The organism is Vibrio sp. A1-1 (assembly GCF_021728175.1).
GTDB classification, from domain to species: domain Bacteria; phylum Pseudomonadota; class Gammaproteobacteria; order Enterobacterales; family Vibrionaceae; genus Vibrio; species Vibrio diabolicus.
The window spans coordinates 92,992-116,102 of the sequence record NZ_JAKKCL010000010.1; the positions used below are offsets into that span (position 1 = coordinate 92,992).

Annotated in this window: 22 protein-coding genes; 17 read left to right on the forward strand and 5 right to left on the reverse strand. The window is 46.8% G+C overall.

Annotated elements, in window-relative coordinates:
• Nucleotides 1-222 precede the first annotated feature (222 nt).
• Nucleotides 223-2,052: a translational GTPase TypA gene (gene typA, locus L3V30_RS15075; RefSeq protein WP_046874152.1), complete on the forward strand. Its 1,830-nt coding sequence runs from the start codon at nucleotides 223-225 to the stop codon at nucleotides 2,050-2,052.
• Nucleotides 2,053-2,132: 80 nt separating this feature from the next.
• Nucleotides 2,133-2,675: an AAA family ATPase gene (locus tag L3V30_RS15080; protein ID WP_237309216.1), complete on the forward strand. Its 543-nt coding sequence runs from the start codon at nucleotides 2,133-2,135 to the stop codon at nucleotides 2,673-2,675.
• 31 nt (nucleotides 2,676-2,706) lie between these two features.
• Here the strand turns inward: L3V30_RS15080 and L3V30_RS15085 are convergent, their stop codons facing one another.
• Entirely contained in the window at nucleotides 2,707-3,348 is a 642-nt protein-coding gene (locus L3V30_RS15085) for a DUF2959 domain-containing protein (protein WP_006741783.1), read from the reverse strand.
• 34 nt (nucleotides 3,349-3,382) lie between these two features.
• Between L3V30_RS15085 and L3V30_RS15090 the strand changes: the two genes are divergently transcribed.
• The 3 genes from L3V30_RS15090 to L3V30_RS15100 all read left to right on the forward strand — a co-directional run bounded on the left by L3V30_RS15090 (nucleotide 3,383) and on the right by L3V30_RS15100 (nucleotide 5,757).
• On the forward strand, nucleotides 3,383-4,327 hold the full coding sequence (locus L3V30_RS15090; protein WP_237309217.1) for a virulence factor BrkB family protein: 945 nt from the start codon (nucleotides 3,383-3,385) through the stop codon (nucleotides 4,325-4,327).
• Nucleotides 4,299-4,733, forward strand: coding sequence for a D-aminoacyl-tRNA deacylase (gene dtd, locus L3V30_RS15095; RefSeq protein WP_012841223.1), 435 nt, complete (start codon nucleotides 4,299-4,301; stop codon nucleotides 4,731-4,733). Before L3V30_RS15090 ends, dtd begins: the two co-directional genes overlap by 29 nt.
• Before the next feature lie 106 nt (nucleotides 4,734-4,839).
• Nucleotides 4,840-5,757: a bifunctional GNAT family N-acetyltransferase/hotdog fold thioesterase gene (locus L3V30_RS15100; protein ID WP_005395003.1), complete on the forward strand. Its 918-nt coding sequence runs from the start codon at nucleotides 4,840-4,842 to the stop codon at nucleotides 5,755-5,757.
• A 12-nt stretch (nucleotides 5,758-5,769) separates the two neighbouring features.
• Here L3V30_RS15100 and L3V30_RS15105 read toward each other — a convergent pair whose 3' ends face one another.
• The 4 genes from L3V30_RS15105 to hslR all read right to left on the reverse strand — a co-directional run bounded on the left by L3V30_RS15105 (nucleotide 5,770) and on the right by hslR (nucleotide 11,315).
• Nucleotides 5,770-7,863, reverse strand: a complete 2,094-nt coding sequence (locus L3V30_RS15105; RefSeq protein ID WP_237309218.1) for an AsmA family protein — start codon at nucleotides 7,861-7,863, stop codon at nucleotides 5,770-5,772.
• 192 nt (nucleotides 7,864-8,055) lie between these two features.
• Nucleotides 8,056-9,684, reverse strand: a complete 1,629-nt coding sequence (gene pckA, locus L3V30_RS15110) for a phosphoenolpyruvate carboxykinase (ATP) (protein ID WP_047009389.1) — start codon at nucleotides 9,682-9,684, stop codon at nucleotides 8,056-8,058.
• 337 nt (nucleotides 9,685-10,021) lie between these two features.
• Nucleotides 10,022-10,897, reverse strand: a complete 876-nt coding sequence (gene hslO, locus L3V30_RS15115) for an Hsp33 family molecular chaperone HslO (protein ID WP_046874147.1) — start codon at nucleotides 10,895-10,897, stop codon at nucleotides 10,022-10,024.
• 31 nt (nucleotides 10,898-10,928) lie between these two features.
• A complete protein-coding gene (gene hslR, locus L3V30_RS15120; RefSeq protein ID WP_031780440.1) occupies nucleotides 10,929-11,315 on the reverse strand; it encodes a ribosome-associated heat shock protein Hsp15 in 387 nt (128 codons plus the stop codon).
• A gap of 253 nt (nucleotides 11,316-11,568) precedes the next feature.
• On the opposite strand from hslR, the gene gspC reads away from it, so the two are divergent.
• The 12 genes from gspC to L3V30_RS15180 are packed head-to-tail and all read left to right on the forward strand — an operon-like array spanning nucleotide 11,569 to nucleotide 22,878.
• Nucleotides 11,569-12,492 (forward strand): type II secretion system protein GspC, encoded by a 924-nt coding sequence (gene gspC, locus L3V30_RS15125; RefSeq protein ID WP_237309219.1) that lies wholly within the window; start codon nucleotides 11,569-11,571, stop codon nucleotides 12,490-12,492.
• 36 nt (nucleotides 12,493-12,528) lie between these two features.
• The gene (gene gspD / locus L3V30_RS15130; protein ID WP_005394995.1) at nucleotides 12,529-14,547 is read left to right on the forward strand and encodes a type II secretion system secretin GspD; all 2,019 of its coding nucleotides are present in this window, start codon (nucleotides 12,529-12,531) and stop codon (nucleotides 14,545-14,547) included.
• Entirely contained in the window at nucleotides 14,547-16,049 is a 1,503-nt protein-coding gene (gene gspE, locus L3V30_RS15135) for a type II secretion system ATPase GspE (protein WP_005394994.1), read from the forward strand. The genes gspD and gspE overlap by 1 nt, the downstream gene beginning before the upstream one ends.
• The gene (gene gspF / locus L3V30_RS15140; RefSeq protein WP_005394987.1) at nucleotides 16,049-17,266 is read left to right on the forward strand and encodes a type II secretion system inner membrane protein GspF; all 1,218 of its coding nucleotides are present in this window, start codon (nucleotides 16,049-16,051) and stop codon (nucleotides 17,264-17,266) included. The genes gspE and gspF overlap by 1 nt, the downstream gene beginning before the upstream one ends.
• A 59-nt stretch (nucleotides 17,267-17,325) precedes the next feature.
• Nucleotides 17,326-17,769, forward strand: a complete 444-nt coding sequence (gspG, locus tag L3V30_RS15145; protein ID WP_005394985.1) for a type II secretion system major pseudopilin GspG — start codon at nucleotides 17,326-17,328, stop codon at nucleotides 17,767-17,769.
• Between the two features lie 30 nt (nucleotides 17,770-17,799).
• Nucleotides 17,800-18,402 (forward strand): GspH/FimT family pseudopilin, encoded by a 603-nt coding sequence (locus L3V30_RS15150; RefSeq protein ID WP_237309250.1) that lies wholly within the window; start codon nucleotides 17,800-17,802, stop codon nucleotides 18,400-18,402.
• Nucleotides 18,389-18,778 carry a type II secretion system minor pseudopilin GspI gene (gspI, locus tag L3V30_RS15155; protein ID WP_170902468.1) on the forward strand — a complete coding sequence of 130 codons (390 nt, stop codon included), beginning with the start codon at nucleotides 18,389-18,391 and terminating at the stop codon, nucleotides 18,776-18,778. Before L3V30_RS15150 ends, gspI begins: the two co-directional genes overlap by 14 nt.
• A complete protein-coding gene (gspJ, locus tag L3V30_RS15160) occupies nucleotides 18,765-19,442 on the forward strand; it encodes a type II secretion system minor pseudopilin GspJ (protein WP_237309220.1) in 678 nt (225 codons plus the stop codon). The genes gspI and gspJ overlap by 14 nt, the downstream gene beginning before the upstream one ends.
• Entirely contained in the window at nucleotides 19,435-20,445 is a 1,011-nt protein-coding gene (gspK, locus tag L3V30_RS15165) for a type II secretion system minor pseudopilin GspK (RefSeq protein WP_237309221.1), read from the forward strand. The genes gspJ and gspK overlap by 8 nt, the downstream gene beginning before the upstream one ends.
• Complete coding sequence (gene gspL, locus L3V30_RS15170; protein WP_005394975.1) at nucleotides 20,414-21,616, forward strand: type II secretion system protein GspL; 1,203 nt, start codon at nucleotides 20,414-20,416, stop codon at nucleotides 21,614-21,616. Before gspK ends, gspL begins: the two co-directional genes overlap by 32 nt.
• Nucleotides 21,617-21,623: 7 nt before the next feature.
• Complete coding sequence (locus L3V30_RS15175) at nucleotides 21,624-22,115, forward strand: type II secretion system protein M (RefSeq protein WP_048624614.1); 492 nt, start codon at nucleotides 21,624-21,626, stop codon at nucleotides 22,113-22,115.
• 1 nt (nucleotide 22,116) lies between these two features.
• Entirely contained in the window at nucleotides 22,117-22,878 is a 762-nt protein-coding gene (locus L3V30_RS15180) for a type II secretion system protein N (protein ID WP_104971139.1), read from the forward strand.
• Nucleotides 22,879-23,111 lie beyond the last annotated feature (233 nt).

Here is a 23,111-nt window from a genome sequence, read left to right on the forward strand (position 1 = left end):
ATGCATCGATTGGAATAAAGTTGCGTTTAATCAATTCGTTCTGAGGAAGAAAATGGGCATTAAGCGTAAAAATCGCAGAAATGCTCGGGAGTAGATCACATATTTCTAGGCTTTTTGCTAAAATCTGGTACATTATGGCCGTTTTTTTAATCAGCAAATGTCGCCAGAGAGCACCCGTTCTCAGCGTGGGGGCATTTCATCTATCTAAGTGAATCAATATCCATGGCTACTCCACAGATTGATAAATTAAGAAATATCGCGATCATCGCGCACGTTGACCACGGTAAAACCACGTTGGTTGACAAGCTGCTACAACAATCAGGCACGCTTGAGTCTCGCGGTGAAGCTGAAGAGCGAGTCATGGACTCGAACGACATCGAGAAAGAGCGCGGTATTACCATTCTTGCTAAAAACACAGCAATCGACTGGAACGATTACCGTATCAACATCGTAGATACTCCGGGACACGCGGACTTCGGTGGCGAAGTTGAACGTATCATGTCGATGGTAGACTCTGTACTACTTATCGTTGACGCGGTTGATGGTCCAATGCCTCAAACGCGTTTCGTAACACAAAAAGCGTTTGCTCATGGTCTAAAACCAATCGTTGTTATCAACAAGATTGACCGCCCTGGCGCACGTCCTGATTGGGTTATGGACCAAGTGTTCGACCTATTCGACAACCTAGGTGCTTCTGACGAACAGTTAGACTTTAAAGTGGTTTACGCTTCTGCTCTTAACGGTTGGGCTTCTCTAGAAGAAGGCGAAACTGGCGAGAACATGGAACCGCTATTCGAAACTATCGTTGGCGAAGTAGCTGCACCAGAAGTTGACCTAGATGGTCCACTACAGATGCAAATCTCTCAGTTGGATTACAGCTCTTACGTTGGCGTTATCGGCGTTGGCCGTGTAACTCGTGGTAGCGTTAAGCCAAACCAGCAAGTAACGGTTGTTGGTGCAGACGGCAAAACTCGCAACGGTAAAGTGGGCACAGTAATGGGCTACCTAGGCCTAGAGCGTCACGAAGTTGAGCAAGCTAACGCGGGTGATATCATTGCAATCACTGGTCTTGGCGAGCTTAAAATCTCTGACACTATCTGTGCACAAAACGCAGTAGAAGCACTACCAGCACTGTCTGTTGATGAACCAACAGTAACCATGACGTTCCAAGTAAACACGTCTCCATTCGCTGGTAAAGAAGGTAAGTTCGTCACTTCACGTAACATCCTTGAGCGTCTAGAGAAGGAACTGGTACACAACGTTGCACTGCGCGTTGAGCAAACAGACGATCCAGACAAATTCCGCGTATCAGGCCGTGGTGAGCTTCACTTGTCTATCCTGATCGAAAACATGCGTCGTGAAGGCTTCGAGCTTGCCGTATCTCGTCCAGAAGTAATCATCAAAGAAGAAGATGGTCAGCTAATGGAACCGTTTGAAACGGTAACTATCGACGTAATGGAAGAGCACCAAGGCGGTATCATGGAGAATATCGGCCTACGTAAAGGTGAGCTGAAAGATATGGCTCCAGACGGTAAAGGCCGTGTACGTATGGACTTCATCATGCCATCTCGTGGTCTGATCGGCTTCCAAACGGAATTCATGACACTGACTTCTGGTTCTGGTCTTCTATACCATACGTTTGACCACTACGGCCCACACAAAGGCGGTAACATCGGTCAGCGTATCAACGGTGTTCTGATTGCTAACGCTGCGGGTAAAGCGCTAACTAACGCACTGTTCAACCTTCAAGAACGTGGTCGTCTATTTATCGGTCACGGTGTGGAAGTTTACGAAGGCATGGTCATCGGTATTCACAGCCGCGACAACGACCTAACAGTAAACGCACTGAAAGGTAAGCAGCTAACCAACGTTCGTGCATCTGGTACCGATGACGCACAGGTTCTAACTCCGCCAATCATCATGACACTAGAGCAAGCGCTTGAGTTCATCGATGACGATGAGCTAGTAGAAGTAACACCTGAAAGCATCCGTATCCGTAAGAAATTCCTAACGGAAAGCGATCGTAAACGTGCTTCTCGTGGCGCGAAATAATTTTCGTTAAGCGATTCAATTAAGAAGAAGCCCTGAGTTATGCTCAGGGTTTTTTGTATCTAGAGAATGAACATATCAGCATGAAGCCAATTGTGATTACTGGTGGCCCAGGTGCGGGGAAAACCACCCTACTGAATGCATTAGAGCGGCAAGGGTATGCGACGTTTGCAGAGAGCTCTCGTACGCTGATTGAACAGCAAAACCAGTTAGACGACGGTATCTTGCCGTGGACGAACCTGCCTGAGTTTGCTCAATTGTGTCTCGACTTGATGAGCAAGCAAAAGAGTGATGCGCGTTGTCATGACATTGCGTTTGTTGATCGCGCGATCCCAGACATCATTGCTTACTTACAAGTGGGCGGTTGTAAGGTTGACCAAGCTTTCTTAACTGAAAGTGCTGGGTACCATAGTCAGGTGTTTACTTGTCGACCTGAAGCATCCATTTACGTGCAAGATGAAGTGCGTCCACACAGCTTTGAAGAAGCATTGGAGATTCATCAATCCTTAGTGGATATCTATGCTGAGTTGGGTTACGAAGTGGTAGAAGTGCCATGGGGCAGTGTGCTAGAACGAGTAGGCTTTGTTCGAAGAGTCATCGGTTTAGTTGGTGAGGTCGCAGACTAAAACCTCCTCGCTAGGAGGAGGTTTGAATCATTTACTTTTGATTGAGCTTTTGTAGGAATTTATCAGACTCTGCAATCGCTTCGTTCATCTGTTTGATGGCAAACTGAATGTCTTTCTCTAGACTAGAAAATTCACCTTGTAGAGAGCCAATCGCACTCGCGTTAAGGTTGTGTTTCAAGTACAACGTGTTGTCGCGCAGTGTATTTAGTACAGGCGTCATCTTTTTCTCTGCACGCTTCATTGCGCTAAGCATGGTTTTGTACGAAGCTTTGGTTTCACGTAGCTTTTGTTCGCTTGAACGGCGCAATTTCGCGCTCGAGTACAGCTCTAGTTCGTCTTGCCATTCATTAAACAGTGCGCCGGAAACGTCTTCAATCGCAGCAATGCGGTCACGAACGTCTTGCGCCGCTTTTTCGCTGTCTTCGTACTTGTCATTGATTTTGTTGTAGACACTTTCTAGCTCACCACCATCAAAGTTGGTGATCGCAGATAAGGCTTCAAGTGCACTGGTGAATTCTTCTTGTGCATCTTGTTGAGATTCTTTGGCATCTTCAACGCGGTCGACCATAATATCTCGTTTATGGTACCCAACTTGCTCCATCGCTGAGTAATAAGCAGATTGACACCCTGTTAAAGTGAAAATTGATAGTACAATTGCTAATAAATAAGGCATTCTTATGTCCTCGACGCTAATTATGGGATGAACTATGAACCAGTTATCAGAGAGTTACAAGGCAAGATTAATCAATCTACTGCCAAGTTGCGTCGCGTTTTTTAAGTATCTTCTTAAGCGATTAACGCATGATCGCGTCAATGTGAACGCGGGCTATCTTGCCTACATTACCTTGTTATCCATCGTGCCAATGCTGACGGTATTGTTATCAATATTGTCGAAATTTCCCGTTTTTGCGAACGTCGGTGAGGTGTTGCAAGGCTACATTATTGAGAATTTTGTTCCGGCATCTGGGGAAGCTGTACATACGGCATTGCAGGAATTTGTGGCGAATACGGGCAAAATGAGCGCGGTTGGCGGTGGGTTTTTATTCATTGCTGCAGTCATGCTGATTTCGAACATTGATAAGAACTTAAACTACATTTGGCGAGTTAAAGATAAGCGCCGTTTAGTATTTTCATTCTCTATGTATTGGATGGTACTCACGTTAGGGCCGATCATGGTCGGTGCGAGTATCGCGGCTACATCGTACGTGACCTCACTGCAAATTTTAGAGAACGAGACATTATCTGGTGCGTTCAATCTGTTTTTACGTTGGTTACCGCTGTTGTTGTCTTTTTTCGCTTTCCTTGGCTTATATATTCTGGTGCCGAATAAAAAAGTGCACCTGGCTCATGGCGCGATGGGGGCAGCAGTCGCTGCGATACTGTTCGAATTAAGTAAAAAGGGCTTTGCACTCTACATCACGCAGTTCCCCTCTTATCAGCTCATTTACGGCGCGTTAGCCGCGATTCCTATCTTGTTTGTTTGGGTGTATTTATGCTGGATGATCGTGTTATTGGGTGCGGAAGTCACAGCTGCGCTTGGTGAGCGAGAGCACTGGAGTGAAGATTTAGACATGATACACTCGTCGGCTGAATCTCAGTTAGCAAATGAAGGAAGCGAGAGTAGTGATAGCGCTAATTCAACGAGTCAGTGAAGCTGCCGTCCGTGTGGATGGTGAAGTCGTAGGGGAAATTGATCGTGGTCTGCTGGTCTTATTAGGAGTAGAGAAAGACGACGATGAGGCCAAAGCAAAACGCTTGATGGAGCGTGTTACGACCTACCGCGTGTTCGAAGATGATGAAGGTAAGATGAACCTGAATGTCAAACAGGTAGAAGGCAAAGTGCTGGTGGTTTCTCAATTTACGTTACCTGCGGATACAAAAAAAGGCACTCGTGCTGGCTTTTCTCGCGGTGCGCATCCTGCTGATGCTGAGCGCTTGTATGATTACTTTTCTGATTTGTGTGAACAAGTTTTACCCACACAGCGTGGCCGCTTCGCTGCCGATATGAAAGTGTCCTTAGTGAATGACGGTCCGGTGACGTTTTGGTTGCAGGTCTAGTCTGGTAACACAAGCGCCATGGTCTAAGCTTTAACTCCAAGCTCATGGAATTGGCTTGGAGTGATTTTCCCGACATTTATTAGTGTTGTGCTTTCAAAGGATTGATATGTTCAAACTCATTACTCCCAAAACCGATAATCAGATAAACAAGTATTATCAGTTTCGCTGGCAACTGCTTCGTGAGCCATGGCGTATGCCAATTGGCTCTGAACGCGATGAATACGATGAAATGAGCCATCACCGTATGATTGTTGATGGTCGAGGGCGTCCTATGGCGATCGGTCGTTTATACATTACGCCGGATAATGATGGCCAAATCCGCTATATGGCGGTTAAAAATAATCGCCGCAGTAAGGGGATGGGCTCGCTGGTTCTGGTCGCGCTAGAGTCGTTAGCACGCCAAGAAGGGGCGAAGCGCTTGGTGTGTAATGCCCGTGAAGATGCTATCGCATTTTACGAGAAAAATGGCTTTGAGCGTCGCGGTGAACTAACCGACGAGCGCGGTCCTGTGCGTCACCAACAAATGGTGAAGCCATTGGATCCGATGGCGAATGTGTTACGTCGCCCAGAATGGTGCACTGAACTTCAGCAGCGCTGGGAGCAACAGATCCCAATTAGTGACAAAATGGGGATCAAAATTAACCAGTACACGGGTTACCAGTTTGAATGCTGCGCGCAACTTAATCCGAACCTTAATCCGCATAACACCATGTTCGCGGGGTCAGCTTTTACTTTAGCCACCTTGACGGGGTGGGGTATGACGTGGCTGCTGCTTAAAGAGCGCGGTTTGCATGGTGATATTGTGTTGGCCGACAGCTCGATTCGTTATCGTCAACCAGTCGAACAAAACCCCGTGGCAAGTACTTCGTTGGATGGGATCAGTGGTGACCTAGATCGATTGGAGTCAGGGCGCAAAGCACGCATCGTCATTCACGTGGTGATTTATAGTGGCGACACGCCAGCCGTAGATTTTGTTGGTACCTATATGCTGATACCGAACTATTCGCAATTACTCAGTTGTTAATGAGAGGGCGCCTTACTGATCTGTAGGGCGCTTATTCTTTTCGCTTTCTTGCTCTGTCGGTGGGAGGATTTGTTCCTCTGCGGTGGGATCAGTGACAGATGCTTCGTCTTCTTCGACAATTTCTTCGGAAAGCTCTTCCTCTTGAATCTCCACATTGATGTTATCGATCGCAGTTGGCTGCTCAATGGATGATTCATGTGTTTGTGGAGTACTTTCAACATCAGCCGGTTCTTTTGGAGCTGGTGCTTTTAAACACTCATTATGATGGATTTCGCCACTGAGTAGATCGCCTTCAACGCTCCCGCACGAGTCCTTCCATTGATAAACAATGCCATTTAGCGGGTTGTTGGCCATATCAAACTCGCCCCAAACCCTACCACTCATAGCTTTCCCTGAAATGGTGACTGGTTCTATGGCGACTTTCCCTCGTTGCGCGCTTAAACGCAGCGGACTTAAGGTAATGGCTTTGAGCGAATGATTCGCTTGGGATTTAAAACGGGTATCTCGTAGGTTGGCTTCCACTTCACCCGATAAGCTGTAGGCCAGCATGTTGCGATCACCTGATAATCCTTGTAGAGCGAGGCTGAGATCGGAAAAACCATCAATAGCCAGTGTGTCGGGTAAATAATCGTGGAAGAGTGATAAGGGAATGCCATCGGCATTGAGGTTGAGCGCCCAAGGCTGGCTCGGAGTACTTAGGTCTATCTGTCCGATGCCTTCTACGTAGCCTTGCTCGAGTGGTGCAAAAAGGCGTGTCAGTTGCCAAAAGCCATTCTCACTTTGCATGGCAAGTGCAGCATGAGACGTGAGTACTTGGTTATAACTGGCGTTGACTACGCTGGCTTCCAGATCCCCATACCAAAGGCCCCAACGTTGATTGACCTGTTTAAGATCAAGCTGCTGCCCTTCGATGTTTAAACCGGAGAACTGCCAATAAGGTTCGTGAGATAGCTGAATGATTTGGCTGCGCTCGATGTCGAGTCGTTGGATTGTGACATGATCTAACTTACTGATGGCTGCGTGCCACCAGTTTTGGTTATCTTCAGGTTGTATTGCCCACTTGAGGCCTTGAATGGAGGCTTCTTCGAGTTGCCATTGCGTTGGAGTGAACCCCCCAGAGACCTGCACACGACCTTGCTGCCAATCTAAGCTGAGATCGTTGAGCTGGATTTTTCCAGGCTCTATAGCAGCACTTAAACGCGGCTCTATTGCGGTTTGCTGTTGGAATTGGACGCTATCCGCCTGCAATGAAACTTGAGCCGTTGTCTCCCAGAGAGATAGTGGCAGTGTGGCGTTTTCTACGGAGAGCTCTAAGTTTTGCCAGTGCCAATCGCCCCATTCAATATCGGCGTTCAGTAAGTCTAAGCTATTAATGTGATTAATCTTGAATGGTATTGCTTGCCAAGGCTTAGCAAGCAGTGATTGGAGCTGGATATGATTGAGTTGCAACTTATTGATGGTCACATTCACTAAAGACCAGCCTTGTGGATACTGCTCGCCTTGCCCTGAAATTTGACTGTTACGCCAGTTAAATGAAGTGCCATAGAGCGTACTGTCTTGCGGTTTGTAGTCCATGTCGACCAAGACCTGATTAAAGGCTTCACCATTCCAATAGATCTGGTCGGCTGCAAGTTGAACCTCGCCATATGGTATTAACTGGCCATTCCACTGTGGTGATTGAATTTGAAGGTCAATGCCATTACCAGAAAACTGCTCGTCGGCGTAATCAATATTTTTGAGCGCGATTTGATGGAACAAAACGTTATCTAAAGGCTTGAGCTTTGGCGCGCCATACTGCAAATTAAGTCCATCAACCAATAAGCTATCAACGATCCATTTACCATCGCGATAAACATCGGGATTCATCCATAAATCGACTTGCTCGATATAAGAAGCGTCGTCTACGTTTGTGTTCACACCCTGTAAAGTTAGGTGGTAGGGAAAATCGTAACGCACGCTTTCTGCTTGAAAGGGCAAGGAAATGCTGTTTGATAGCAGACGCCAAGTTGCATCGGCGTAAGATGTTGTTAACAGCGCAATCGTAGTGGCCGGAATGGCAACTAAGATAACCAGTAACAGAATTAGAAATCGACGCGCTGTTTTCATCCCTGCTAGAACCTACGTTTGCTATTAAATAAAACTAGATAGGCTTTAGCTTGTATCAATATTCTGCGGTATTCAATAAAAAGCCCCTCAAAAGAGGGGCTTGAAGCGGTTTTTTGTAACTTGGTCTAAGTAAAAGTGATAAGTGGCTGCCCACTTATCACTGTGGTTTACGCGACGTCGTTGTTACTCGACTTAATCAATCTGAGGGCCAGCGGCAACCAGAGATTTACCTTCCGCATTGTCCGTGTATTTATCAAAGTTATTGATAAAGCGTTCAGCCAAGTCTTTCGCTTTGCTTTCCCACTGAAGTGGATCAACGTACGTGTCGCGAGGGTCTAGAATGCTTGGATCCACACCTGGTAGCGAAGTTGGTACTTCAAGGTTGAAGATAGGAATGTGCTTAGTTGGTGCATCTTCAATCGAACCATCAAGAATCGCATCAATAATTCCGCGCGTATCTTGAATCGAGATACGTTTGCCAGTGCCGTTCCAACCTGTGTTCACTAGGTAAGCCTCAGCGCCTGCTGCTTCCATACGTTTAACCAGTACTTCTGCGTATTTAGTTGGGTGAAGCGTTAGGAACGCTGCGCCAAAACATGCAGAGAAGGTTGGCGTTGGCTCAGTAATACCACGCTCTGTTCCTGCCAGTTTTGCAGTAAAGCCAGATAGGAAGTGGTACTTCGTTTGCTCAGGTGTCAATTTAGACACTGGAGGTAGCACACCAAATGCGTCCGCCGATAGGAAGATCACTTTATTCGCGTGACCGCCTTTTGATACTGGCTTAACGATGTTGTCGATATGGTAGATAGGGTAAGAAACACGAGTGTTTTCTGTTTTCGAACCATCATCAAAGTCGATAGAGCCATCGCTACGTACCGTTACGTTTTCTAGCAGTGCATCACGGCGAATCGCGTTGTAGATGTCCGGCTCCGCTTCTTTCGATAGCTTGATGGTTTTCGCGTAACAACCACCTTCGAAGTTGAAGACGCCGTCATCATCCCAACCGTGCTCATCATCACCAATTAGCGCACGTTTAGGGTCAGTTGATAGTGTGGTTTTACCGGTACCAGAGAGACCAAAGAATACCGCTACGTCGCCGTCTTTGCCCATGTTAGCGCTACAGTGCATTGATGCGATGTCTTTTAATGGAAGGAAGTAGTTCATCATTGCGAACATGCCTTTCTTCATCTCACCGCCGTACCAAGTACCACCGATAAGTTGCATGCGCTCGGTTAGGTTAAATACGGTGAAGTTTTCTGAGTTCAGACCTTGCTCTTCCCATTTTGGGTTAGTGCATTTTGCGCCATTCATTACCACGAAGTCTGGTTCAAATGTTGTCAATTCTTCTTCTGTTGGGCGGATAAACATGTTTTTAACGAAGTGCGCTTGCCATGCGACTTCAGTGATAACACGAATGCTCAAACGCGTATCTGGGTTTGCACCACAGTAACCGTCAACAACAAACAAGCGTTTGTTAGAAAGCTGGTTTGTGACCAGTTCTTTCAGCTCGTCCCACACTTCTGGAGTGATTGGTTTGTTGTCATTTTTTACTTGATCAGACGTCCACCACATATGTTCTTCTGTCGTCGCATCTTTGACGATGTATTTATCTTTTGGTGAGCGACCAGTAAAGATGCCAGTGTCAACGGCAACCGCACCTAGTTCAGTAACCACGCCACGCTCATAACCTGTTAGGTCTTCACGCGTTTCTTCCTCAAACAACATTTCGTAGCTAGGGTTGCGAATAACCTCTTTAACGTTATGCAGTCCGTGCTTGGTTAGATCAAGTGTTGCAGCCTTAGTATGTTCCATAACGGTCATAGGTGCTCCTTATAAGGATTTTTGTAGGGATTTTGTAAGAATGTTTTAATTTTAATCTGCTCACCATGCTAGCAACGGGGCGGGGAGAAAACAGGGAGATAGCTCAAAATTTATCCATGATTTCAATAAGGTTTTAGGTAACCCGTCACATATTGGTGGGAATAGTTTATCGTGCACGCAATCCTTTGCGCTAGGGCAAAATCATTATTAATTGTTTAAAATTAAGCAGTTGTTTTATTACGCTTGAAGCGAGGCATTACGAGGGATTGATCACAAAAATGCCAGCATTAAGCTGGCATTTTGTAGGGTAAATTACGTGCTTGATAAGCTATGTAAATTAATGCAGGGTTTTCTTGTCCGCAGAAGCTTGTGCATACAGCTCGGTGACTTCCGCTTCGTCGAACGTATAGGTCGTGCCACAGTAATCACAATGTAAAGAAACGGATCCTACTTCAGCCAAAATGTCATAAATTTCAGCTTTCTCAACGGTGATGATAGCGGCACCACTACGATCACGAGAACAGCCACAATGGAATTCGACAGGTTGCGGTTCGTAAAGGCGCACTTTGTCTTGGTTATATAGGCGGTATAGTAGTTCGTTAGCTTCTAAACCAAATAGCTCTTCATCTTTTACCGTGTCAGTCAGTTGCTCTAGATGCTCGAAGTCATCTGGTGAACCAGTGCCATCAGGGATTACTTGAATCAACATGCCTGCTGCGTGGGCTTTACCTTCGTGCTCGCCCGTGCGGATCCATAGGCGCGTTTTTAGCTGCTCTGAGTTTGCGAAGTAGCCTTCTAGTACGTCGGCTAGAGTATCACCTTCTAATCCAACGACACCTTGGTAACGCTCACCGTTTTTCGGTTCGATAGTGATAACGAGGTAACCTTTGCCCATGAGATCGTGGAGGCTTGCATCATCGGCAATATCGCCTTCCCAGCGAGCCACGCCACGAACGCGTTGCTTGTGGTCACCGTTGATAACGGCAAGAGATACAGGGCCGTCGCCTTGTAGCTGAATGGTGATTGAGCCTTCGAACTTAAGAGTGGCAGTTAAAAGAGTGGTTGAAACGAGTAGCTCACCCAGCAGTTTCTCTATTGCTGCCGGATATTCCTTGCTGGAGATAACACGTTGGTACGCTTCATCCAATTGTACCAACTCGCCACGTACTGAAAGATCTTCGAATAGGTAGCGGTTTAAAACATTATTTGCCATGGAGTGCTTTCCTCGTTGGTAATTCCGGCTTTTATTGGTGTTTGAACTTAATGATGTCTCTGCGCTGCTTTTTATCTGGGCGGCGTTCTGGACTTGGGTTGTGGGCATTAAGCTTACGTTGAGTCGCGTGTTCCTCACGTTTCGCTATACTTTCATTAGTTTCGCGATACAAGGTCTGTGCGATGGGAGCGCCTCGGCGTTGATCAGAAATTTTTTCGATGATCACCGTTTTTTCTTCGTTGCCTTGACGAAGTCTTACTTCGGCGCCCACTTCAACGATTTTACTCGGTTTGCTTCGTTGGCCATTATAGTGGACTTTACCACCATCGACCATGTTACGAGCGATAGAGCGGGTTTTATAAAATCTTGCGGCCCATAGCCATTTATCTAGCCTAACGGCTTCATTTAGGGAACTCATAGAACACTACGCTATCTAATCACTGCCCGAATATGGCAATGAGTGATGGATTATTCACCTACAGATGGAGTCAAGGCGTATTTTTTTCAAGGGAGTTGGCAAAAACTGCATAAGAAAAAGGTATGAAAGACAACTTGTGATATAGTTCACTGCTCTTTGTTGAGTAATAATTTTATTGCAAATTTAGCAATTTAAAGTCGATAGCTATTGTTATAGCTTAAATGACGAACGTTAGAATAAAGGAATCCATTCAGTGAAACGTTTAGAGCTAAGTGCAGGATTATCAAGCAGACCGCTACTGGCTCAGATCAAGTCCAATAATTATACAATTCAAGCCAAACTTAGCTTGTTGCTCACCTGTCTGTTTATTGCGATAACCGGATGGATACTTGGCAAAATTGTATGGTTAACCATACCTCAATCGTCGGAAGTGCCGCAATGGCGTCCATCGACGAGCAGCGTTGTTGCGAGCAATAAAGGCGACGCGATAGATTTTAATGCCCTTCAGAATGCCAACCTATTCGGTAAATTCACTGAACAAAAGCCTGCAGTTGTAGAACAACCTGTTGTTAAAGACGCCCCTAAGACGCGCCTTAACCTTACACTGGTTGGCGCGGTTGCAAGCAGTGATGCGAATACCAGTCTTGCTGTCATTGCCAACCGCGGTAAGCAAGCAACGTATGGTTTAGGTGAAGAAATTGAAGGTACGCGTGCGACACTAAAAGCCGTATTAGTGGATCGCGTCATCATTGATAACCAAGGTCGAGACGAGACCTTAATGATGCAGGGTATAGAATATAAGAAGCTATCTGAATCGCCGCAGATAGCCAGAGCCCAATCTCAACGAGCAGAATCAACGTCTGACGTTGGAGAAAAATTAGAGCAAATCCGAGAGGAAATTGCGAAAGATCCACAAAGCGTTTTCAAATACATCACCATTTCACCCGTCAAAAGAGACGGGGGCATTGTTGGTTATCGAGTGTCACCTGGTCGTGATGCCGCGCTGTTTAATGATGTGGGTCTAGAACCTGGTGATATTGCGGTGCAACTTAACGGGATCGATTTAAGCGACCCGTCTTCTTCAGTACAACTGATGCAAGTGATGAGCGATCCGCAAGAATTAAATTTAACTGTTGAGCGCGACGGCCAACAGTACGATATCTATATCCAATTGTAAGACTTAGGCAACCGGCGTAAGTTCAGGGAGACATACGTGAAACATTGGTTCAGCAAAAGTGCTTGGCTACTAGCAGGAAGTTTACTCTGCGTCCCAGGTGCAATAGCAAACGAATTTAGTGCCAGCTTTAAAGGCACTGATATTCAAGAATTCATCAACATAGTGGGTCGTAATCTCGAAAAGACCATCATTGTTGACCCTTCAGTGCGCGGTAAAATCGATGTCCGCAGCTATGACGTGCTTAACGAAGAGCAATACTACAGCTTTTTCCTTAACGTACTCGAAGTATACGGCTACGCCGTCGTAGAAATGGACAACGGTGTACTTAAGGTTATCAAAGCGAAAGACTCAAAAACGTCAGCAATCCCTGTATTAGGTGATGGCAGCGCGCAAGGCGACAGCGTTATCACTCGAGTTGTTGCGGTACGTAATGTGTCGGTTCGTGAGTTGTCTCCTCTACTTCGTCAACTGATTGATAATGCTGGTGCTGGTAACGTAGTTCACTACGATCCAGCGAACATCATCTTAATCACAGGTCGTGCGGCGGTCGTGAATCGCTTAGCAGAAATCATTAAGCGTGTTGACCAAGCGGGTGATAAAGAAATTGAGCTGGTGGAACTGCGCAATGCTTCTGCTGCCGAAATGGTGCGTATTGTTGAAGCACTAAATAAAAGCACCAATCAGAAGAGCACGCCTGAGTTCCTTGAGCCTAAAATTGTTGCCGATGAACGTACCAACGCGATTTTGATTTCTGGCGACCCTAAAGTACGTGCGCGTCTGAAGCGCTTGATTCGTCAACTTGACGTTGAAATGGCGACCAAAGGTAACAACCGCGTGGTTTATCTGAAGAACGCGAAAGCTGAAGATTTGGTGGATGTACTAAAAGGTGTTTCCGATAACCTACAAGCTGAAAAGCAAGTCGGCCAGAAAGCGTCAGGTGCCCAGCGTGGTGAAGTGGTGATTGCTGCGCACGCAGCGACCAACGCCTTAGTATTAACGGCTCCACCAGATATCATGAATGCGCTACAAGATGTTATTGCTCAGCTTGATATTCGTCGTGCTCAAGTCTTGATTGAGGCGCTGATCGTTGAAATGTCAGAAGGTGACGGCATTAACTTAGGTGTTCAGTGGGGCTCACTGGAAACCGGTGCGGTGATTCAGTACGGTAACTCTGGTGCACCGATTGGTCAGGTAATGGTTGGTCTAGAAGAAGCAAAAGATCAAACTCGAACTGAATACTACACAAATGCGAATGGCGAACGAACGCCATATGATGTTACTGAATCTGGTGACTATTCTACTCTTGCATCGGCACTGAGCGGTGTTAACGGTGCTGCGATGAGCATCGTGATGGGTGACTGGACTGCTTTGGTCAGTGCAGTAGCGACCGACTCCAACTCAAACATTCTATCTTCTCCAAGTATTACTGTAATGGATAATGGTGAAGCATCATTTATTGTTGGTGAAGAAGTGCCTGTTATCACAGGCTCTACGGCTGGCTCAAACAACGACAATCCATTCCAAACGGTTGATCGTAAAGAAGTGGGCATCAAGCTTAAGGTTGTGCCACAAATTAACGAAGGTGACTCTGTTCAGTTAAATATCGAGCAAGAAGTGTCCAATGTGTTGGGTGCAAACGGTGCGGTTGACGTTCGATTTGCTAAGCGTCAGCTAAATACCTCAGTCATGATCCAAGATGGTCAGATGCTGGTTCTTGGTGGTTTGGTTGATGAACGTGCACTTGAAAGTGAGTCAAAAGTACCGCTACTGGGTGACATCCCAGTGCTTGGTCATTTGTTCAAATCAACCAGCACGCAAACAGAAAAGCGTAACTTGATGGTGTTCATCAAGCCGACGATTATTCGTGATGGTATGACCGCAGACGGCATTACACAGCGCAAATACAACTTTATTCGCGCAGAGCAACTCTACAAAGCGGATCAAGGATTGAAGTTGATGGCTGACGAGAAGATCCCAGTCATGCCAGCCTTTGGCCAGGAGCGTCAGCACCCAACCGAGATCCAAGCGTTTATTGATCAAATGGAAAACAACTAATGGTTGATATGTTAGACACAGCGCCAAGTATGCGTCGTCTGCCATTCAGTTTTGCCAATCGCTTTAAACTGGTGCTGGAGACAGAGCATCCTGAGCGTCCGCCCATTCTTTACTATGTCGAGCCGCTCAACCCAGCGGCTCTGGTCGAAGTCCGTCGTGTGCTGAAGAAAAGCTTCGTGCCGCAACCTATCGATAAAGAAGCCTTCGATAAAAAGTTAACCGAAGCTTATCAGCGTGACTCGTCTGAAGCGCGTCAATTGATGGAAGACATCGGTGCCGATAGCGACGACTTTTTCTCATTGGCTGAAGAGCTGCCGCATGATGAAGACTTACTAGAGTCAGAAGACGATGCACCAATCATTAAGTTGATCAATGCGATGTTGGGTGAAGCGATCAAAGAAGGGGCGTCGGATATTCACATCGAAACTTTCGAGAAAACCCTTTCGATTCGTTTCCGTGTCGATGGCGTATTGCGTGAAGTGCTCACCCCAAGTCGTAAGCTTGCACCACTGTTAGTGTCGCGAGTAAAGGTCATGGCGAAGCTGGATATTGCAGAAAAGCGTGTACCTCAAGATGGTCGTATCTCGCTGCGTATTGGTGGTCGTGCGGTTGATGTGCGTGTTTCTACAATGCCGTCGTCACATGGTGAGCGAGTAGTTATGCGTCTGTTGGATAAAAACGCGACGCGTCTCGATTTGCATAGCTTAGGTATGACGCCTTCCGTGCACGACAATTTCCGTCATCTTATTCAGCGTCCTCACGGTATTATCTTGGTCACCGGCCCGACGGGTTCTGGTAAGTCGACGACTTTGTACGCTGGCTTGCAAGAGATCAACAGTAACGAACGCAATATCTTAACGGTTGAAGACCCGATTGAATTTGACATTGATGGCATCGGTCAGACTCAGGTGAACCCGAAGGTCGACATGACTTTTGCGCGTGGCTTGCGTGCTATTCTGCGTCAGGACCCTGATGTGGTGATGGTCGGTGAGATCCGTGACTTAGAAACCGCACAAATTGCAGTGCAAGCGTCCTTAACGGGTCACTTAGTAATGTCGACCCTTCACACCAACACCGCTGTTGGTGCGATCACGCGTCTACGCGATATGGGCATTGAACCATTCCTTATTTCTTCATCGTTATTGGGTGTGTTAGCACAGCGCTTGGTTCGTACGCTTTGCCCGAGTTGCAAAGAACCGTATGAAGCCGATGCTGAACAGAAGAAACTGTTTGGTATGGAAGCGCATGAACCACTAGAGCTACACCGTGCTAAAGGCTGCGAAGCGTGTAACCAAAAAGGCTACCGAGGTCGAACAGGTATCCACGAGCTCATTATGGTCGATGAGCAAGTGCAAGAATTGATTCACCGAGAGTCTGGTGAGCAAGAAATTGAGAGAGCCGTTCGCGCCCATACGCCAAGTATTCGCAGTGATGGTCTAAGCAAAGTACGTCGTGGTATTACGTCACTTGAAGAAGTGATGCGAGTGACGAAGGAAACCTAATGGCGGCATTTGAGTACAAAGCGCTAGATGCAAAAGGCAAGCATAAAAAAGGCACGATAGAAGGGGACAACGCCCGACAAGTACGCCAGCGACTCAAAGAGCAAGGGATGATCCCGATTGAAGTGGTCGAGACGAAAGCTAAATCGGCTAAGTCTTCAGGCTCAGTCAGCTTTAAGCGCGGCATCTCAACATCTGAGCTGGCACTAATCACACGTCAATTGTCCACGTTAGTCCAATCAGGTATGCCTTTGGAAGAATGTTTGCGCGCGGTCTCTGAGCAGGCTGAAAAGCCGAGAATTCGTTCTATGCTGGCTGCGGTTCGCTCGAAAGTAACCGAGGGTTATCCGCTCGCCGACAGCTTTGCTGATTACCCACACGTGTTTGATGAGCTCTATCGCTCCATGGTTGCGGCGGGTGAAAAGTCAGGCCATCTTGATACGGTATTAGAGCGTTTGGCAGACTACGTCGAAAACCGTCAGAAGATGCGTTCCAAACTGCTTCAAGCCATGATCTACCCGGTGGTTTTAGTGGTGTTTGCGGTTGTTATTGTTTCTTTCTTATTAGCGACAGTGGTACCCAAAATCATTGAGCCAATCATTCAGATGGGACAAGAGTTACCTCAGTCAACACAGTTCTTACTGGCAGCCAGTGAGTTTGTGCAAGATTGGGGGCTTATCATCTTCGTCGTGCTGGTGGTGTTTTTCTATGGGCTCAAACTGGCGTTGCAAAAACCAGACTTTCGCTTAGCTTGGGATAGAAAAATCTTGAGTCTACCGCTATTGGGCAAAATCTCTCGAGGTTTGAATACCGCACGATTCGCACGAACACTTTCGATTTGTACTTCCAGTGCGATTCCAATTCTAGAAGGCATGCGTGTCGCGGTGGATGTTATGTCTAATCGCTATGTGAAGCAGCAAGTGTTACTTGCTGCAGATAACGTTCGAGAAGGTGCCAGCCTGCGTAAGGCGTTAGATCAAACTCGTCTGTTTCCACCAATGATGCTACACATGATCGCCAGTGGTGAGCAAAGTGGTGAATTGGAGAGCATGTTGACGCGTGCTGCCGATAACCAAGATCAAAACTTTGAATCTACAGTCAATATTGCGTTAGGCGTATTCACTCCTGCATTAATTGCCTTAATGGCTGGATTAGTGTTGTTCATTGTGATGGCGACCTTGATGCCAATGCTAGAAATGAATAACTTGATGAGCGGATAAATTCGAATTAAGACGTGTCTACTTACGGCATGGCTTGAATCTAACTTTCGGAGAAAAAAATGAAATTTAAGCGTAGTAAACAACACGGTTTCACACTTTTAGAAGTGATGGTTGTTGTCGTTATCCTTGGTATTTTGGCAAGTTTCGTTGTTCCAAACCTATTGGGTAACAAAGAGAAGGCTGACCAACAAAAAGCGATTACGGACATCGTAGCGCTGGAAAATGCCCTAGATATGTACAAGTTGGATAACAGCGTTTACCCAACGACAGACCAAGGCCTGGAAGCATTAGTTAGCAAGCCTTCTAACCCAGAGCCTCGCAACTACCGTGATGGCGGTTACATCAAACGTCTTCCTAATGACCCTTGGGGTAACCAGTACCAGTACCTAAGCCCAGGTGATAACGGTACGATTGACATCTTCACTCTAGGCGCAGATGGCCAAGAGGGTGGAGAAGGTCCAGCTGCAGATATTGGCAACTGGAACATGCAAGATTTCCAATAAATAGAGCTTAAGCCAGCACTAATGAAGCAAATGCGAAAACACAACGGTTTTACATTGATAGAAATTCTATTGGTGCTGGTTTTGCTATCCCTCACGGCAGTGGCCGTGATCACGACATTACCGACCAGCCAAAAAGATCTTTCCAAACAGTATGCTCAAAGCTTTTTCCAGCGTTTACAGCTGCTTAACGAAGAGGCCGTACTAAGCGGTAAAGACTTTGGCGTTCGAGTAGATGACGCTAAATCAACGTACGCTCTACTGAGTTTGACCGCGGAAGGTTGGCAGCCTCTGGAGTTAAAGCAGATTCCGAGCAAAACCAAGTTGGAAGATGGCATTACGCTACTGCTCGAGCTAGGTGGCGGTGCTTGGGATAATGATGATCGCCTATTCAAACCGGGCTCTCTTTTTGATGAAGACATGTTCGCTGAAGAAGACGACGACGAAAAGAAAGTTAAGCCACCACAAGTGTTTATCTTTTCCAGTGCAGAGGTTACGCCATTTACTCTGTCTTTTTTTCCTCAAAATGGTGACGCCTTTAATGACGGGTGGCGAGTCATCGGAAAAGAAAGTGGACAAATCTTGTTACTAGCGCCGGGTGAAGAAGTGAAAGAGGATGAGAATGCGCAATTCTAAGCAAGCTCGCCCACATTGGAGTCCTCGCCGGACGAGAGGCATGACACTACTGGAAGTATTGGTCGCACTGGCTATTTTCGCCACCGCTGCCATCAGCGTCATTCGCTCAGTGAGCCAGCATATTAATACGATCAGTTATTTAGAAGAAAAAATGTTTGCAGCCATGGTTGTGGATAATCAGATGGCCAACGTAATGTTGAGTACCAGTGAACTTAAAGTAAAGAACGGCACAGAAGAGCTGGCTGGGCGCACTTGGTACTGGAAAATCACGCCTGTTGCCACCACGCAGCCATTGCTGAAAGCATTTGATGTGAGTGTCGCGCTCGAGAAAAACGCGAGCCCAGTCGTGACGGTACGAAGTTATGTGGCGCAATAAGAATCCACGCGCAAGTAAGCGCCAACTGGCAAAAGGTTTTACACTTATTGAAGTGCTGGTCTCGATTGCCATTTTTGCCAGTTTAAGTGTCGCCGCGTATCAAGTGGTATCGCAAGTGCAGCGCAGCAATGCACTATCACAAGAGCGAACTCAGCGCTTAAATGAAATTCAGCGCGCCATGGTGATGATGGATAATGACTTTCGTCAAATGGCGATGCGCCAAACGCGGACAAATGGTGAAGAGCCCGCGAGCCAACTGATTTTTTGGTCAGATTACTTGATCGACTCCGACACTAAAGGGCTAATGTTTGCTCGCTTAGGATGGCACAACCCTCAACAGCAGTTTCCCCGAGGGGAGGTCACTAAGGTTGGCTATCGTTTAAAAGAAGAAACATTACAACGAGTATGGTGGCGCTACCCTGACACGCCAGTGGGTCAACAAGGCATCGTTACCCCATTGCTGACGCAGGTCGAATCGTTTGATATGCGTTTTTACGATGGTAAACAATGGAAAAAAGAGTGGGATGATGAAAAATCGCTACCGAAAGCGGTTTCTGTGATCCTTACTCTAAAAGATTATGGAGAGATTGCCCGCACTTATCTGACTCCTGATGGCACATTGAGTCAGAAAGAAGGAAGTTCAGGAGGCAGCAATAATGGTTAATCGTCAGCGTGGTGTCGCTTTGATTATTGTGCTGATGTTACTGGCGATTATGGCGACAGTTGCCGCCAGTATGTCGGAGCGTTTGTTTTTGCAGTTTCAGCGGGGCGCCAATCAAGTTAACTACCAGCAAGCGTATTGGTATAGCCTTGGGGTAGAGGCGTTGGCAAAAGTCGGTATCGAGCAAAGCTACAAAGACACCGATACGATCAATATGAGTCAGCCGTGGGCAATAAAAGAACAAGTCTATCCGCTAGATTATGGTCAAGCGGCGGGACGAATTAGAGACAAACAAGCGTGCTTTAACCTCAATGTATTGAGCCGTGTGCAACCGACGGGACAGCAAATCGCAAGACCGTATTTAGTCAATGTGCTGCAGCGTTTATTGGAAGAAGCGGATGTGGAGTCGTATCAGGCAGAAATCATTGCAGACTCTACCTGGGAATACATTGATGCTGATGACACCGTTCGCTCCACAACCGGGGTCGAAGACAGCACATATGAAGCGATGAAACCCGCGTATTTAGCGTCAAATGGCTGGATGGCAGATGCCACCGAGTTGCGAGCGGTTTATCAGGTGAGTGGTGAGATTTTCCAAAAATTGGAACCGCTAATCTGCGCATTGCCTAGTGATGATTGGCGTTTAAACGTAAATACGATTGAAGTCGAGCAAGCTCCGATTTTGGTGGCAATGTTCTCACCAAACTTAAGCAGTAGTGATGCGATTCAGCTAATTGAAAAACGCCCATTTGATGGGTGGGATAGCATTGATGAATTTTTAGCAGAGTCAGAAATGGCTGGCTTGAGCGAAGATGTAAAGAAAAACGCCAAAGGCTATTTGGGTGTGGATAGCGCCTTTTTTGAATTGGATGCACAAGTGTTGGTGGATGAATCACGTGTACGTATCCGAAGCCTTTTGCAAAGTACAAATAGAGAGACGGTGACCGTAGTTCGCCGTCGTTTTGGAGGGATCAGTGAGCGAGTTTCTGACCGTTCGGCTGAGTAGCGAACAACAAAGTACCATTCCTTGGGTGGTATGGTCGACAGATCAACAGGAAGTGATTGCCAGCGGTGAAATCGCCGGATGGGAACATTTAGATGAGTTGATCTCTTATGCAGGTCAGCGCCAAGTTGTGGCGCTATTGGCGAGTAATGATGTGGTCTTGACGCAAGTGGATATACCGCCAGGCGCAACACGTCAGTTCGACGCGATGTTACCGTACCTCGTGGAAGATGAAGTCGCGCAGGACGTTGATGGCCTTCACTTTACCGTGTTAGGTAAACAAGCGGATAAAGCGCAAGTGTGCGCTGTTGAACGCGCTTGGATTCAGACCGTATTGCAGCGTTTTTCAAGCCAAGGCATCACCATCAAACGCATCTTGCCAGATGTGCTTGCGTTACCTGTTCAGGGAGAGCATAGCAGTGCCGCGATGCTTGGTGATCAATGGTTGATTCGTCACTCAGCGACAGAGGGTGCGGTTGTCGATGCTTCTTGGTTAGACCTTTACCTCTCTTCTTATCTACAAAATCATGAAGGTTGGAAGCTCGATTGCTATAGCTCAGTCCCTGAATCTGCGTTACCTGAAGTATGGGAGCCGCAGCCAGAAGAAATGACCATGGGTTTACTGGCGAAGGGGGTTACAGAAAGCAAAGTCAATTTGCTGACCGGGATCTTCAAGCCTAAATCTTCTTGGGGTAAATACTGGAAGCTCTGGCAAAAAGCCACCATTGCTGCGGGCGTGCTTATCGTCGTCATGGTTGCGCAGCAGTTGCTCGTGGTCCACAAGTACGAAGCACAAGCTCAAGCGTATCGTGAGGAGAGTGAGCGTATTTTCCGCCAGGTGTTCCCGAATAAACGACGAATTCCTACCGTTAGTTATCTCAAACGACAAATGGATGATGAAGAGCGCCGCTTATCTGGTGGTGGCGGTCAGCAGGCGATGTTGTCTTGGTTGGCGGCACTGCCCGCGACACTTGGTCAGGTCAGCGATTTGGAAATCACCAGCTTTAAATATGATGGTCAACGTGGCGAAGTACGAATTCAAGCTCGCAGTTCAGACTTCCAACCTTTTGAGCAGGCTCGCGTGAAATTGGCAGAGAAGTTTAATGTTGAGCAAGGACAGCTGAACCGTAGCGATAACGTTGTGGTTGGCAGCTTTGTTTTGAAGCGTTTGTGAGGTGATGATGAAAAACTTAATTTCTCAAGCTCAGGTTTGGTGGAGCAGCATCTCTCAGCGTGAGCAGCGTTTGGTCATGGGATGTGGCGCTATTGCCGTTATCGGCATTATTTATTGGGGATTGCTACAGCCAATGAGCCAACGTGCGGAGCTAGCTCAATCACGCATTCAAAGTGAAAAACAGTTGCTGGCTTGGGTACAAGATAAAGCGGATGGCATTACTGCACTGCGCAAAAGCAGCGGTGTGAGCTACTCTAGCCAACCGTTGAATCAACTGGTTTCTTCTTCAGCCCGTCGTTATAAAGTTGAGTTGATTCGAGTACAACCTCGCAATGAGAGTGTTCAGGTGTGGATCAAACCACTCGCGTTTAATCAGCTGGTGGATTGGTTACGTTACTTGAAAGAGCAGCAGGGTATTGACGTCGAATTTTTAGATATCGACCGAACGGATCAAGCGGGCATGATTGATGTGAACCGCCTTCAGTTTAAGCGAGGTTAAGGTGAAGCGAGCAGTACTTTACGTTGTTATCTTTATCGTCTTTTTTTCAGTCAGTCTTTTAATGGGGTTACCCGTTTCTTGGGTGTTACAGCAAGCACCAACCGTGAGAGGACTAGACATTCAGGGGGCCAATGGCTCTGTATGGCAAGGTCAAGCTTCTAGTGTTCGTTGGCAGCGCCAGAACCTTGGAGAAGTTAATTGGGATTTCCAGTGGTCGAGTCTACTAACTGGTAAAGCTGAGTTTGCCGTACGCTTTGGTCGTGGTAGTGAAATGGACGTTCGTGGTCGCGGTTTTGTTGGCTATAGCTTGAGTGATGGCCCTTATGCCAAAAACTTAGTTGCCTCGATCCCGGCAGTAAAAGTTGTTGAGCAAGCACGTCTCCCTGTTCCCGTCGGCGTTGATGGGCAACTTGAGTTAAATATTCGTCATGCGACTTATGCCGCGCCTTGGTGTAAGAATGGTGAAGGCACTTTAGTATGGAATGCCAGTGGTATTCAAAGCCCTGTTGGTAGTCTAGAACTCGGTCCTGTGATTGCCGATCTAAACTGTCAGGACAGTGTGTTGACGGCTGCAGGTGAGCAAAGCAGTAAACAAGTCTCAGCGGCGTTCTCGGCAGAGCTGATGCCTAATCAGCGATACTCAACCAAAGCCTGGTTTAAGCCAGGAGCTGAGTTCCCATCCAGCATGAGTGAGCAACTGAAATGGTTGGGCAAGCCGAACCCTCAAGGTCAATACGAGTTTAATTACCAAGGTCGCTTCTAACCTATCATGACAAAAACCAAAATTCTCAAAGAGCTGCGATTGTGCAGCTCTTTTTGCTTTTGGAACATAGTAGGCGAAACCCTCTATTCGCTGTACAAAGATCGTGGTGATAATAGGATGTAATTATAAGATTTTGATTTTAAAGGGATGTTTTTCTTGTGTTCAGCGCTTTAAGCGATTGGAACATAGTAGGCCAAATGCTCCTAACGCTGTACAAACAGGTCAAAAAGAAA